The sequence below is a fragment of the Cytobacillus sp. Bva_UNVM-123 genome (assembly GCF_046351715.2).
In the GTDB taxonomy this organism is placed as follows: domain Bacteria; phylum Bacillota; class Bacilli; order Bacillales; family Cytobacillaceae; genus Cytobacillus.
In genome coordinates, this window is sequence record NZ_CM177772.1 from 4,989,699 (window position 1) to 5,003,125 (window position 13,427).

At 36.9% G+C, this 13,427-nt stretch carries 14 protein-coding genes and 1 pseudogene; 10 read left to right on the forward strand and 5 right to left on the reverse strand.

From position 1 onward, the window contains the following. Positions 1 to 24: 24 nt before the first annotated feature. From KDN24_RS25320 to KDN24_RS25355, 8 genes are all read left to right on the forward strand, one after another. Positions 25 to 594, forward strand: a complete 570-nt coding sequence (locus tag KDN24_RS25320) for a hypothetical protein (protein WP_409970963.1) — start codon at positions 25 to 27, stop codon at positions 592 to 594. Further along, a complete protein-coding gene (nosD, locus tag KDN24_RS25325) occupies positions 591 to 1,937 on the forward strand; it encodes a nitrous oxide reductase family maturation protein NosD (protein ID WP_409970962.1) in 1,347 nt (448 codons plus the stop codon). The genes KDN24_RS25320 and nosD overlap by 4 nt, the downstream gene beginning before the upstream one ends. Continuing rightward, positions 1,901 to 2,698, forward strand: coding sequence for an ABC transporter permease (locus tag KDN24_RS25330; protein ID WP_491348223.1), 798 nt, complete (start codon positions 1,901 to 1,903; stop codon positions 2,696 to 2,698). Before nosD ends, KDN24_RS25330 begins: the two co-directional genes overlap by 37 nt. Beyond that, positions 2,695 to 3,372: an ABC transporter ATP-binding protein gene (locus KDN24_RS25335; RefSeq protein ID WP_409970960.1), complete on the forward strand. Its 678-nt coding sequence runs from the start codon at positions 2,695 to 2,697 to the stop codon at positions 3,370 to 3,372. The genes KDN24_RS25330 and KDN24_RS25335 overlap by 4 nt, the downstream gene beginning before the upstream one ends. After that, positions 3,369 to 4,271: a FixH family protein gene (locus tag KDN24_RS25340; RefSeq protein WP_491348224.1), complete on the forward strand. Its 903-nt coding sequence runs from the start codon at positions 3,369 to 3,371 to the stop codon at positions 4,269 to 4,271. The genes KDN24_RS25335 and KDN24_RS25340 overlap by 4 nt, the downstream gene beginning before the upstream one ends. A gap of 288 nt (positions 4,272 to 4,559) precedes the next feature. Continuing rightward, positions 4,560 to 5,291 (forward strand): ABC transporter ATP-binding protein, encoded by a 732-nt coding sequence (locus tag KDN24_RS25345; RefSeq protein ID WP_409970958.1) that lies wholly within the window; start codon positions 4,560 to 4,562, stop codon positions 5,289 to 5,291. Continuing rightward, positions 5,288 to 6,316, forward strand: coding sequence for an ABC transporter permease (locus KDN24_RS25350; protein WP_409970957.1), 1,029 nt, complete (start codon positions 5,288 to 5,290; stop codon positions 6,314 to 6,316). The genes KDN24_RS25345 and KDN24_RS25350 overlap by 4 nt, the downstream gene beginning before the upstream one ends. A 182-nt stretch (positions 6,317 to 6,498) precedes the next feature. Then, positions 6,499 to 7,143 carry a TetR/AcrR family transcriptional regulator gene (locus tag KDN24_RS25355; protein WP_409970956.1) on the forward strand — a complete coding sequence of 215 codons (645 nt, stop codon included), beginning with the start codon at positions 6,499 to 6,501 and terminating at the stop codon, positions 7,141 to 7,143. Positions 7,144 to 7,269: 126 nt separating this feature from the next. Here KDN24_RS25355 and KDN24_RS25360 read toward each other — a convergent pair. From KDN24_RS25360 to KDN24_RS25380, 5 genes and pseudogenes are all read right to left on the reverse strand, one after another. Next, positions 7,270 to 7,665: pseudogene (locus tag KDN24_RS25360) on the reverse strand (PQQ-dependent sugar dehydrogenase); the annotation flags it as partial. A 92-nt stretch (positions 7,666 to 7,757) separates the two neighbouring features. Then, the gene (locus tag KDN24_RS25365; RefSeq protein WP_491348225.1) at positions 7,758 to 8,834 is read right to left on the reverse strand and encodes a PQQ-dependent sugar dehydrogenase; all 1,077 of its coding nucleotides are present in this window, start codon (positions 8,832 to 8,834) and stop codon (positions 7,758 to 7,760) included. A gap of 20 nt (positions 8,835 to 8,854) precedes the next feature. Next, positions 8,855 to 9,712, reverse strand: a complete 858-nt coding sequence (locus tag KDN24_RS25370; protein ID WP_409971137.1) for a Cof-type HAD-IIB family hydrolase — start codon at positions 9,710 to 9,712, stop codon at positions 8,855 to 8,857. A gap of 24 nt (positions 9,713 to 9,736) precedes the next feature. Continuing rightward, positions 9,737 to 10,333, reverse strand: a complete 597-nt coding sequence (locus KDN24_RS25375; protein WP_491348506.1) for a DNA alkylation repair protein — start codon at positions 10,331 to 10,333, stop codon at positions 9,737 to 9,739. Between the two features lie 208 nt (positions 10,334 to 10,541). Then, positions 10,542 to 10,733, reverse strand: coding sequence for a hypothetical protein (locus KDN24_RS25380; protein WP_409971139.1), 192 nt, complete (start codon positions 10,731 to 10,733; stop codon positions 10,542 to 10,544). Between the two features lie 168 nt (positions 10,734 to 10,901). Between KDN24_RS25380 and KDN24_RS25385 the strand changes: the two genes are divergently transcribed. Together KDN24_RS25385 and KDN24_RS25390 are read left to right on the forward strand one after the other, a co-directional pair. After that, on the forward strand, positions 10,902 to 11,663 hold the full coding sequence (locus KDN24_RS25385; protein WP_409971140.1) for a MerR family transcriptional regulator: 762 nt from the start codon (positions 10,902 to 10,904) through the stop codon (positions 11,661 to 11,663). Beyond that, positions 11,656 to 13,413, forward strand: a complete 1,758-nt coding sequence (locus KDN24_RS25390) for an ABC transporter ATP-binding protein (RefSeq protein ID WP_409971141.1) — start codon at positions 11,656 to 11,658, stop codon at positions 13,411 to 13,413. The genes KDN24_RS25385 and KDN24_RS25390 overlap by 8 nt, the downstream gene beginning before the upstream one ends. The last annotated feature ends 14 nt before the right edge of the window (positions 13,414 to 13,427 follow it).

Sequence of the window (13,427 nt, forward strand, 5' to 3'; positions counted from 1 at the left end):
CGTTTAAAGTTAGGTGTGATTACATTGAAAACGAAACGACTTTCTATCATTTCTTCTGGACTTCTCGTATTAGCCGCCTTGATGATCGTTGCTTCACTCTTCTTCCCATGGTGGCGAATGGAGTTTTTTGCTCCACAATATCCTGAAGGTCTTAATATTATCGTTTATCCTAATAAGCTTGAGGGAGAAATTGATATTGTCAATGGACTAAATCATTATATCGGAATGGCTAACTTTAGTGAGGAAAATTTTCCTGAATTACAGTTTCTCTCTTACTTAATTGGTGGTTTAGCCTTTCTCGTTTTGATCGCTGCCTTCATTAGGAAAAAAAGCTTCCTATACTTTATCATTGGCACCTTCGTTGTCGGGGGAATCGTTGGTGTATGGGATTTAAGACGCTGGCTTAAAAACTTTGGCACTGAATTAGATCCAATGGCTCCAATAAAAGTGGATCCGTTTATTCCTCCTATTATTGGTGAGAATACTTTAGCAAACTTCATCACATATAGCCATCTTGGAATAGGTACGTATTTCGTAATAGCTGCATTTATATTAACTTTAATTCCTTTATGGAAGGAACGGCCAAAAAAATGAAAAAAAACATGCTCTTACTCTTCATGATGATGGTAATCGTAATCGCCATTCCCAAACACAGTCTTGCCTCTGAAAATTTACAAGCAATAATTGATGAACTTGATGACGGAGCGGTTATTCACCTTGAAAATAAGACGTATGAAGGAAATATTGTTATTAATAAAGCAATCGAAATCATTGGTGATAAAGAAACCGTTATTAAAGGAGATGGCACGGGCAACGTAATCTCCGTCCGTGCTTCTCATGTAAAATTAAGAAATCTAACTGTTACAAATAGTAGTTTAAGTCGTAATGATTCAGAGGAATATGCAGCGATCAAGGTTTATACCGATCATAATTTAATTGATACTGTAACTATTAAACACTTTTTCCACGGTATTTATCTAAGCCAGGCACATTTCAATACCGTTAGAAATGCTACGATTGAAGGACAAGGAAAAGGGGTCATTGCAAAACAAGGAAATGGTCTGCATATTTATTACGCAAATGATAATGTTTTAGAGAATAATCGAATTACAGGTACGAGAGATGGAATGTATTTTGATTATGCTTATCGTAATCAAATCCTAAACAATAATATAAGTGAGACACGTTATGGATTGCATTATATGTACTCCCATGACAATTACTTCGAAGGAAATACTTTCACTTTTAATACTGGTGGGGCGGCCATCATGCAATCTGACCGAAACGTATTAAAGCACAATGATTTTATTTTCAATTATGGTCATAAATCATTTGGTTTATTATTACTATCAGGAAATGATACGACAATCGAGGATAATACTTTTTTCCTCAATCAACGGGGCTTGTATATTGATCAGTCTACCAATAACGTTATTAAGCACAACCGGATTGTCAAGAACCAAATTGGGGTTGAGCTATGGGCTAGTTCAAATGATCAAATTTTTACATTAAATGATATTGAAGAAAACACCATCCCTGCCGTAACGCTTGGTGGACAAGGAAGAAATTATTGGAGTGAAGACAATAAAGGAAATTATTGGGGTAAATCCTTCCCTGTTCTTGATTTAAATCAGGATGGTGTAGGTGACGGTCCCATTACGTATCAATCATCATTATTTGAGTTAATCGAGGATCAAGAATTAACTTATTTATTTCTGAAAAGCCCAGCCATTGCTGTTTATGAAAAAATGAATCAGTTTTTTGATAAGGATAAAACGATGTTTGAAGATCCATTTCCAATGGTGAAAACAAGCAATTTCCATTATCATTGGCTACTGTATGCATTAGGTGGAATATCTATTATTATTTTAATCATTATATGGAAAGGGAGACATCAGCTGTGCACTATATTTGGAAGGAATGGAAGGAAAACATAAAAGGAAAGGGATTATGGTTATCATTTATCATCATTGTTCTCGTTTCTATCGGGTTGTTAGTAAAGTCTTCCTCTCTTTCTTTTGATCAAGGCTTTTATGTTCTCCTGATCAATTTATTCGATGCGATTGTTTACTTTATCCCGATGCTTTGTTTATTCATTGGTGCTTTTGCTGTTTTTCAAGAAAAAGAGCAAAAAACCCTTATCATGCTATTAACGAGACGTGATGATTTTAAAGGCTTTTTACTGAAAAAGAGTGTGGCTATTCAATCAATCCTTTTAGGCCCCATCATCGGTTGGTTTTTAGTTTACTTATTGCCTTTAAAATTTTTCTTTCAATTAGATTTTAAAAGTTATCTCGCTTTCTTGCTATCCCTTATCTGTTTACTATTAATTTTTACCCAGCTTGGGGTACTCATTGGCAGCATTAGCCGATCAAGAATGCAAATCGTTGGTTTTACTGTTGCTATCTGGTTTTACTTTTTCTTTTTACATGATTTCATCTTATTATCCTTTCTTGCAGACGTAACGTATGACAATGTAAAGGGATTTTCCCTTATTTACTTCTTAAATCCGTTGCAATCAGCAAGAATATTTCTCGAATCTTCATTAGGCGTCTTTTCCTTTGACCATATGTCAAAGCTCTTAAAATCTTTTATGTGGATGAAACCAGAATTATTCTTGTTGGCGAACGTCTCGCTTTTGCTGTTTATTTCCTTTATTTTTGCGGTTATTTTTCATCGCAAGGAGGGGTCAGAATGATTCAAGTTGAACATCTATATCAGTCCTTTGGCAAAAAAGACGTATTAGAAGACGTTAATCTTTTTATTGAAAAAGATGAGGTTTGCGCTTTAGTCGGTAGAAATGGAGCTGGTAAATCAACCTTTATTAATAGTCTGCTAGGAATCCTCCCTGTGAAAAAAGGGAAAATCACTATAAATGGTGTTGTTACCTCTCAGAAAAAAAGGCGACCGAATAATGAAATTGGTTACCTTCCAGAAAAATTTAGGCTCTATCCTTTATTAACAGGAATAGAAAATATGATTTTTTTCGCTAAAGCTGCCTCTGATAAGCTTGATGAAGGACGAATGGAAGACATATTAAGAGCCGTTCACTTATGGGAGGATAGAAATATAGCGATTAACAATTATTCAAAAGGAATGCTACAAAGATTAGGGCTAGCAGTGACTTTATATCAGAATTCCAACATCTTGGTTCTCGATGAGCCAACTAGTGGGCTTGATCCGATTGGAAGGAAAGAAATTTTGGAATCATTAAAGGCTTTGAAAAACAAAACGATTCTCCTTTCCTCCCATCACCTAGATGAAATAAGACAGCTTTGCACACATGTTGCCTTTATTGAAAATCGTAAGATGACAAAATATACAGTTGAAGAATTTCTAGAAATTCAAAGCTTAGGAGAGAATGAGAAATGAAAAAAATTTTAACCGGAAGTATCTTTATTCTCCTTTTATTATTATCAGCCTGCAGCTCAAGTAATAATATCGAAGTCACAATAGAACAGGCTCTTTACTTTCAAAAAGATAAAAAATCGGATTTTGAAATAAAAGTGACCGAAAAAGAAAAGCCACTCGAAGGATTAACGATTAATGCTGAGTTTGCGATGACAAATATGGATCACGGCACTTATGAAGTCACTTTGGAAGAAAAAGGACAAGGGATATATACAAGTGAAGTGGAACTGCCAATGTCAGGAACATGGGAAATTGTCTTCACCATTGAACGCGATGGAAAAGTAATTGAGAAGGTCATTGAATATGAGGTGAAAGAGCCTTCTGGAGTAGCAACGATTAACGGAGAGTGGATTACAAATGAAGATCTTGAATTTTATCGCTTCATTAATGAACTCCACATCGCCATTAATCGTGAGCAAGCCCCTAAAAAATATACGGGGAAAGAGTTAGAAAAGGTTTTAGAAAATTTAGATGATCAAAAAGAAGCCAGCCAAGACAAAAATACGTTATTAACACAAATTATTCGCTTGCACTCCATGGCTTTACTAGGCCAAGAAAAAGGTCATCAAGCGAGCAAAGATGAAATAAATACTGAAATTGAAAATGTTCAAAACCAATATGCTGAGTATGAAATCGCACAAAGTATGATTAAAGAATATGGTGAAGATCGTTTTTGGGCTAAACAGGAAAAACAATATGAACGAATTGTGCTTTCCCAAAAAGTCCAAGCTGACCTCATTCAGAAAATAAAAGAAGAAAACCCGAACGTTAACGAGCAAGAAATCCTTTATTTAGCTCAAAAAAAATACGACGAGCTCCTCGTATCACAAGTAAACTCCTTAAAAATTGAAATATTATAGCGGTACCACTCTAACGGAGTGCCGCTTTTTTTAATGGCACCCTTTTTGGGTGCCAGGCACCGCCCGTGGACATTTTGATGTGTTTTGTACATCTAGCGTGGACATTCCTTTGTATTTTGTAGGAATGATTTTTGGATCGAATGATATACTATGAATAATTTCATCTTTGGCTCCTTTGTCTATGGTTTTATTTAGATAATGAGTGATTACTCACTTTACATTTCTGTTAAACTATTATATATTGTGAATGAGTGATTACTCACTTTGATATAAAGAGGTGAAACTTTTATGGAAGAAAAAGAATCCATTGTTTCTGTTCGAAATGTAAGTAAAGCTTTCGGAAAACATCAAGTATTAACAAATATTAAATTAGACATAGCTCCAGGAGAAATTTTTGGTCTTCTTGGGCCTTCAGGCGCTGGAAAAACGACATTAGTTAAACAGCTTGTCGGCCTTGACCTCCCAACAGACGGTGAGAATTATATTTTTCAAGAAAAAATGCCAAGCCTTCAAGTAATTGAAAAAATTGGCTATATGGCTCAATCAGATGCATTATATAGCGAGCTGTCTGCAAAAGAAAATTTGGAGTTTTTCGCTTCCTTATACGGACTAAAAGGAAAAGAAAGACAACAACGAATGAATGAAGTGATGGACACTGTTTCGCTTGCAGACCACTTAAAAAAGCTTGTCACCAATTACTCAGGTGGAATGAAAAGACGTCTCTCATTAGCCATTGCACTTTTACATGAACCTAAGCTTCTTATTCTTGATGAGCCTACTGTTGGCATTGATCCTGTATTAAGAAAAAGCATTTGGGCGGCCTTTTATGAGCTCAAAAAAAAGGGCACAACCATTATCGTAACGACCCATGTTATGGATGAAGCTGAGAAATGTGATCGGCTTGGCTTGCTTCGTGATGGAAAGCTCATTGCAGTAGGCACCCCTGATGAGCTGAAAAGAAATACGGCCTCCACTAGTATTGAAGAAGCATTCCTTATTTATGGAGGTGCCCAAGCATGAGAATTAAAGCATTAGTTATTCGCATCCTTAGACAAATGATTCGGGATAAACGAACGATGGCCTTGCTTATTTTTGCCCCTATTCTCATTTTATCCATGCTTTACTTAGTGTTTAATGGGGAAGATTATATTCCAAAAGTCGGGATAGTCAATGTTCCTGAAGCCATTCAAGATCAATTAAATTTAGAAACTGCCAAAATATACGAATATGATTCAATTACTGAAGCAGATAGAGCTTTATCAGCTGGTGAGCTGGATGGTTATTTACAATTGGATAATATGGCACCTTCTGTCGTCCTCGAAGGAAGTGATCCAGGTGTAAATGGAGCAGTTATGAAATGGGTTCAAGATGCTTTAAAGCCTCTTTATCAAAATGGGCAACAAAAAGAACTTAAAATAGATTATTTATATGGTTCAGGTGACTTGGGACAGTTTGATTATTTTGGACCTGTTCTGTTAGGGTATTTTGTTTTTTTCTTTGTTTTCCTCATCGCTGGTGTTTCATTTTTGCGTGAGAGAACGACAGGAACACTAGAAAGATTATTATCAAGCCCACTAAGAAAATGGGAAATTGTCACTGGCTATGTTATCGGATTTGGTATTTTCACCTTACTACAAGCAACCATTATTGCTTGGTACTCAATCTATATTTTAGGAATGATGATGGAGGGTGCATTCGGTTATGTCTTACTCATTACATTGCTTGTTTCACTCACAGCATTAACGTTAGGAACTTTGCTTTCATCCTTTGCGAATAATGAATTGCAAATGATGCAATTTATTCCACTAGTTATCGTTCCACAGCTATTCTTTTCTGGATTATTTAACCTTGAAACGATTTCTGAGTGGCTTAGCTGGATCGGGCCATTAACACCACTTTTTTATGCAAGTGAAGCGTTAGGGAATGTCATGATAAAGGGATACGGATGGGATATGATTTACAAAGACTTGCTTATTTTAGCAGGATTTTCTCTACTCTTTATGGTGCTAAATATTGCGGCATTAAGGAAATATCGCAAATTATAAAAAATGCGCGAACCACAGATCAATTAAAGTGCTTCTATCTATGCACCGATGTATAAACGGAAAAGAATTCGACTATGATAATTTCTGTTAGTATGAGAAAGCCTCGTTTATTGCAAAAGCAAATTTTTTGAAAAATCATGTATAATAAGCTTAAGAATATCAAGATAATAAAGGAGTTTATTATGCAAGAGCAGGATTCAATAATTGATCAATTGCTTGATAAAGAAGGATTAACAGATAAACAAAAAAGTATAATTTTGGCTGCAATAGAAACATTTTCAGAAAAGGGCTATGCTTCTACTTCTACGAGTGAAATTGCCAAAAAAGCAGGTGTCGCAGAGGGGACTATTTTCAGACATTATAAAACAAAAAAAGATTTACTTCTTAATATTCTTGCTCCTCTCATCAGTAAAATAATGGCTCCATTTTTAATAAAGGATTTTTATAAAGTGCTTGATCATCACTACGATCATTTTGAGGATTTTTTGCGAGCGATGCTGCAAAATCGCATTACTTTTTTAAAATATAATATGCCGCTCTTCAAAATCCTCATCCAGGAAATCCCTTTCCATCCTGATTTGAAGGAAGAATTTATTGAAAATATCGCCAAGAAAATATTTGAACGCTATCATCAATTAGTGCTTTATTATCAACAGGAGGGACAAATAATTGAGATTCCTCCGTACAGTGTCATAAGAATGACGTTTTCAGTCCTTTTCGGTTATTTAGTTTCAAGATACTTGCTAGTGCCTGAAGCAGACTGGGATGATGAGCAAGAAATTGAAATAACCCTCCAATTTATCATGTATGGGCTAGTGCCTAGATAGAAAAGCGCAAGCGCCTTGGTCAGCGACGTATAAACCATGAACGGTGCCTGGCACCGCTCGTGGACACTTTTTATGTATTTGTACACCTGAGAAAGACAGTGTTACACTTCGAAGTTTGCCTGTCAGTTAATCTACAATTTCGGCCAGTGATATTTTGTATAGCTTATCATCCCCTTCAAGCGGGGTGCCACGACCATCTGTGTTGTTGCTAATGAAATAGAGTGAATCATCCTTTATAAACACATCGCGAATCCGACCTAATCCCGTAATAACCTCTCTCGTTTTTCCAGATTGTAAATTAAACTCTCTCACAGCATTTCCTCTTAACGTTGCAACATAGAGCTTTTCATCATAATAAATCATGCCAGAAGGAGCCCAAGTTGTCTGATCGCCTGAAGTATATAACGGTTCTTCCATTCCGTCCTGTTTTTCTTTTCCTTTAATAATTGGCCAACCGTAATTATGGCCTGGCTGGATTTTGTTAATCTCATCATTTGCGGAAGGACCGTGCTCACTCTCATAACATGAACGGTGCCTGGCACCGCTCGTGGACACTTTTTATGTATTTGTACACCTGAGAAAGACAGTGTTACACTTCGAAGTTTGCCTGTCAATTAATCTACAATTTCGGCCAGTGATATTTTGTATAGCTTATCATCCCCTTCAAGCGGGGTGCCACGACCATCTGTGTTGTTGCTAATGAAATAGAGTGAATCATCCTTTATAAACACATCGCGAATCCGACCTAATCCCGTAATAACCTCTCTCGTTTTTCCAGATTGTAAATTAAACTCTCTCACAGCATTTCCTCTTAACGTTGCAACATAGAGCTTTTCATCATAATAAATCATGCCAGAAGGAGCCCAAGTTGTCTGATCGCCTGAAGTATATAACGGTTCTTCCATTCCGTCCTGTTTTTCTTTTCCTTTAATAATTGGCCAGCCGTAATTATGGCCTGGCTGGATTTTGTTAATCTCATCATTTGCGGAAGGACCGTGCTCACTCTCATAAAGTGTTCCATCTTGTGCCCATGCGAGCCCTTGTGGATTACGATGACCATAACTATAAACATATGAATTTGAAAAAGGATTATCAGAAGGGATAGACCCATCTAGATTCATTCTCATAATTTTTCCTCCTAATGAGGTTAAATCTTGAGCAATTTCTGGTTCTTCCGCTGCATCCCCTGTTGTGGCATATAGCTTTCCATCAGGACCTATCTCAAGCCTCCCTCCATGATGAACGTGGCCGCTCGGGATGTGATCAAGCAGAAGCTGCGACTCTTTCCAATGATTGTCCTCAAACTTCAATACAACAATGCGATTAAACTGACCCGAACTGTCCTCATATGTATAATAAGCAAAGGCCTTATTTGAAGTGATAAAATCAGGTGCAAGCACAAAGCCAAGCAATCCTGCTTCAGCAGCAGAGGACAACGTTTTTTCAAAAATAACTTTTTGGCGCTCCTTTTTTCCTTCTTCAACCTTGACGATGTCACCATTACGCTCAGAAATATAAAAAACATTGTTTGCTTCATCTATTGACCAAGGGATTTCCAGCTTATCTGCCACAACTTGTGGAGCTGTAGACGTGGTGCTGACCTCTTTGCTCTCAATCTTTTCATTTTTTTCGCTTGAACAGCCTGCACCGATAGCCACTACTAATAAAAGCATTCCGACTATCCGAATCATTGTTTCCCCCCTCATTAAAATCATTTTAGGACATCTAATATTGCCTTTGCTACACCACTTTCCTCATTCGTCAATGTAACAATGTCACATTGTGCTTTAATCTGATCACTCGCATTCCCCATTGCAACAGCTCTCCCTACAAGCTTAAACATCGAAAGATCATTGTAATTATCTCCTATTGCCATCGTTTCCTTTAGAGAAATACCTCGCGCTTTTACATATGCCTCAAGGGCGAGTCCTTTCTGAGCATTCACACTGGTGATTTCTAAATTGGATTTTCCGGAAGCGGCTACAGCTATTCCTTCCATTACAAGCAACGCTTCCTCTGCATTTTTCAACGAATCTTTATCAAGAGAAAAGGCTAATAATTTATAAATTTTTTCTTCCTTACTATGAAAAAGCACTTCATAATGATCAATTTTATGTACGAGCCCCTTCGTTAGCCGTTCTTTTGCACCCTTCATAATCTTTTTTGGATCAACATCAGGATTAGCACTCGCGAAAATATCAACAATTATGGAGATCGCTTTTTTCTCATCCGTCGTATAGGATCCTTTATTTGTGTACACTTCAAAATAAACATCGTTTTTATGAAGGATTTCGATGACTGAAGCGACAATCGATTTCTCTAATACATTTACAGTCATAATTTCTTTATTAACCGCACGAACCTCTGCACCATTTACACAAATCATTGGACATTCCAATTCAGTATTCGCTAAAACAAAGCTCGCTTCTTGAAAGGAGCGGCCAGTTGCAATCAAAACCTCCACTCCTTGTGATTGCGCCTTTTTAATTGCCGCAATATTTTCAGCAGTGACTTGTTGTGACGCATTCAATAAAGTTCCATCCATATCAATCGCTATACATTTAATCATGTTCTTCACCCTTTTTCTATTTTGCTAGATGTATTTACTTCCTTCTCGCACACTTAAGCGTGGCAAGGCATTGGATTCAATAAATCCCTTTACCGATTCACGATTCGTTTTGGAATACTCTCTCAATGCCCAACCAATTGCTTTTTGAATAAAAAACTCCTGACTATCTTTATTTAATTGAATATAACGGTATAGAAGCTCTTCATTCGTTCGTTCTTTATACTTTAGCTGGAATAAGAGCGCGGTTCTTCTGAGCCAGAGATGATCGCTCACAGCATAAGCATCGACAACTTCAGAAATAACCTCTGGGTGCTTGGTTGCGATTGCTCCTACTGGTTTCTGGGCAAGCATATCAACCGTATCCCACCATGATTTCGTCGTAATTAGCTGCTCCATTAACGGCAGATGCTGCTTATCCAGTTTTTTTATCGATTTTCCGATATAATCAAGTGCTGCATTCTGATATTCTCTTTCCTCCTTTTCCCATAATTCTTTTACAAAATCTACTTGAAACTCCTGCTTTAAAATTCCACTTTCTTCAAAAAATTGCTTCATAAGATGATTTCTTTCAGGTGTTTTAATTCCAAGAAAGGGAAACTTATTTTTCATATAGTTTTCCATCGGAATAGCCTTTTCTTTATCTTTATTTTGTTCAAATAGGTCAACTAATAATTGAATCAACTGAACTGCTCCCTCATTTATGTGAATTTCAGAAAAAAAGGCACTACTGCAATACGCAGTCATGCCAATCAACTATCATTTAATAAATCGAAATGCTCATAAGCCCTATTAATCGTTTCAACTGCAAATACAAGCTGCTAAATAAACGTTAAAGCGGCCCATTCGTATGGTTATTTCTCAAATTATGCATATAAGATTCAATATATGCTCTTTCCGACTCTGAAACATGCTTTACATTTTCCTCAGGGTCATAATGATTGAGCCCATTCTTTTTATTCCACCAATCAACTAAAAAACCAAACCCAAGTAAACCGATAATCAGAATGAGAAGAAACCACATTGTTCATCACTCCTTTATTTAATTTTAACACTTTTCGGAAAATAATTACAGTGAAACACCAATTTGGTTTGTTAATTTCAAATAAATTAATTGTAAAAAACTACTTTTCACTTGCATCTTCCGTAACGGAAGGTTTTATGATGGAAGTAGCAAAAGGAGGAGATTGTAATGGCAGCGAAATATTCGATTGGGACGTTTTCCAAAAAAACCGGAACAACAATTAGAGCACTTCGCTACTATGATGAAATTGGTTTGTTAAAGCCTACTTTCATTACGGATTCAGGACATCGATATTATTCTGATGATGATATACTCACGCTTCAAAAAATTGTTTCTCTCAAATATTTAGGCTATTCATTAGAAAAAATCAATGAATTCCTTCATTTGAAGGATTGGAATTTGAAAGATTCCCTTTCCTTTTTAAAAGACGAAATGCTACAAAAAAAACTGCACTTAGAAAATGTCATTCGTGCATTAGACCATGCTCTTCATATGATGGACGATCAGGAACAAATTGATTCCTCCATCTTTATATCGTTAATTTATAATATCCAGATGGAAAAAGAGCATAAAGAATGGTTAAAAGGATACATTGCAGAGGAAAAAGTTGAACAACTATTCAATATCCCAGAGGAAAAAATGCTGGACATTAATAAAAGGACGCATATCATTATCGCTCAATTAAAACAGGCTTGCGGACAGGACCCTGCAAGTGAGCATGTCCAAACATTGATTCATAATTATTTAAAACTTGTCGATGAACTAACAGGAAATTATTTAGATATTATTGATGAGTTAAGTGGAAAAGAAATCGATTTTGAACAAGAAGCTCAAAAATTTTATTCTCCTCTTTCAGATGAGGAGGAAAAATGGGCTGGTAAAGCGATAGAGATTTATTTCAAAAAGAAAGGATTGATGAGTGATGAATAATAAAGAGAGTGCGACTCGACCCTCTTCTTCAAACTGGAAGGCGTTTTGGCAGCTACTAAAAGATGCGAACCCTCCGAAGTGGATTTTTATTCTCGCTATTATTTTAAGCTTAATTGAAACTGGTGCGGGCTTAATTGTTCCGCTTTTTACAAGAAATCTCGTTGATCAGCTAGCAGCTTCAGCCCTGGAAACATCTTTAATTATTTTGCTTGCTGCTGCATTTATCATTCAGACAATTTCTTCCGGGTTTTCGTTTTATTTTATGACCTATATCGGGGAATCAATTGTTGCTTCTATTCGAAAAAGGCTTTGGGAGCATGTCCTATTCCTTCCGATCCCATTCTTTGATAAAAATCAATCTGGGGAGACGATGAGTAGGGTAACTCAAGATACGAATATCGTGAAAAATTTAATTACTCAGCATTTAATCACTTTTATTACGGGTTTAATTTCAATTTTTGGCGCGGTTGTTATTCTTCTATTGATTGACTGGAAAATGACGTTAATTATGATTATTGCGATTCCAATTTCGGTTGGGCTTATTATGCCGCTTGGGCAAAAAATGTATAAAATATCATTGTCCACACAAGATGAAATGGCCGATTTTTCGGGGAATCTTGGGCGCGTTCTCTCTGATATCCGTCTTGTGAAAGCCTATCATGCTGAAAATACAGAAAAAGCTCGTGGAGATAAGGGAATCAAACATTTATTCAAGTTTGGGCTAAGAGAGGCAAAAATTCAGGCAGTCATTTCTCCCTTTATGACTTTTGTGATGATGCTTGTCCTTGTCATCTTAATTGGCTATGGCGGCGTTCGGGTCGCCTCAGGTGATTTATCTGCAGGCTCACTTGTAGCCATTATTATTTATATGTTTCAAATAGTTGTTCCTTTTACACAGATGGCATCGTTTTTTACTGCTTTCCAAAAAGCCATTGGCGCAACTGAGCGCATACAAGATATTCTTGGTTTAGATAGAGAACGAACGGATGTAAACAGTAGCGTAAAAAATCCCGCACAAGATTTGACTTTCCAAAGCCTATCTTTTTCTTACAAAGAAAAGCCGATTATTACTAACATGAATCTGGTTCTTCCAGCAGGCAAAACAACTGCATTCGTTGGTCCTAGTGGAAGTGGAAAGACTACTTTGTTTGCCTTGCTTGAGCGCTTTTATCAGCCACTTACAGGAGAAATCAAGCTTGGTAATACGAATATTGCCAATTTTAATCTCCGTTCTTGGCGAAGTCAAATTGGGTATGTTTCTCAAGAAAGCCCACTTATGTCTGGAACAATCAAGGAAAACATCATTTATGGAATTGAGCGCGAGGTTTCGGATGAAGAAATTAAACGAGCGGCTGAACTTGCCCATGCAGCTGAATTTATCCAGCAGTTGCAGGATGGATATGAAACAGAGGTTGGGGAAAGAGGGATTAAACTGTCTGGTGGACAAAGGCAAAGAATTGCGATTGCACGCGCCGTTATCCGTAATCCGAAAATCCTTCTTCTCGATGAAGCCACTTCCAATCTTGATAGTGCATCAGAGCAGCTTGTCCAAAAGGCCCTGAAACAATTAATGGCAGGAAGAACAACATTAATTATCGCCCATCGGCTGTCAACGATTGTGGATGCTGACCAAATTGCTGTTATTGAGAGTGGGCAATTGACTGGAATTGGAACACATTCCGAACTGCTTGAATCTCATTTACTTTATCAAGAACTCGTTAAGCAGCAATTTGAACTGGAAAGAGTTTAAAACACGCAGGGCAG

Coding starts and splice junctions, on each gene's coding strand:
- nosD (WP_409970962.1), top strand. CDS start 591: ATGAAAAAAAACATGCTCTTACTCTTCATGATGATGGTAATCGTAATC.
- KDN24_RS25335 (WP_409970960.1), top strand. CDS start 2,695: ATGATTCAAGTTGAACATCTATATCAGTCCTTTGGCAAAAAAGACGTA.
- KDN24_RS25340 (WP_491348224.1), top strand. CDS start 3,369: ATGAAAAAAATTTTAACCGGAAGTATCTTTATTCTCCTTTTATTATTA.
- KDN24_RS25345 (WP_409970958.1), top strand. CDS start 4,560: ATGGAAGAAAAAGAATCCATTGTTTCTGTTCGAAATGTAAGTAAAGCT.
- KDN24_RS25350 (WP_409970957.1), top strand. CDS start 5,288: ATGAGAATTAAAGCATTAGTTATTCGCATCCTTAGACAAATGATTCGG.
- KDN24_RS25355 (WP_409970956.1), top strand. CDS start 6,499: ATGCAAGAGCAGGATTCAATAATTGATCAATTGCTTGATAAAGAAGGA.
- KDN24_RS25365 (WP_491348225.1), bottom strand. CDS start 8,834: ATGATTCGGATAGTCGGAATGCTTTTATTAGTAGTGGCTATCGGTGCA.
- KDN24_RS25370 (WP_409971137.1), bottom strand. CDS start 9,712: ATGATTAAATGTATAGCGATTGATATGGATGGAACTTTATTGAATGCG.
- KDN24_RS25375 (WP_491348506.1), bottom strand. CDS start 10,333: ATGGAAAACTATATGAAAAATAAGTTTCCCTTTCTTGGAATTAAAACA.
- KDN24_RS25380 (WP_409971139.1), bottom strand. CDS start 10,733: ATGTGGTTTCTTCTCATTCTGATTATCGGTTTACTTGGGTTTGGTTTT.
- KDN24_RS25385 (WP_409971140.1), top strand. CDS start 10,902: ATGGCAGCGAAATATTCGATTGGGACGTTTTCCAAAAAAACCGGAACA.
- KDN24_RS25390 (WP_409971141.1), top strand. CDS start 11,656: ATGAATAATAAAGAGAGTGCGACTCGACCCTCTTCTTCAAACTGGAAG.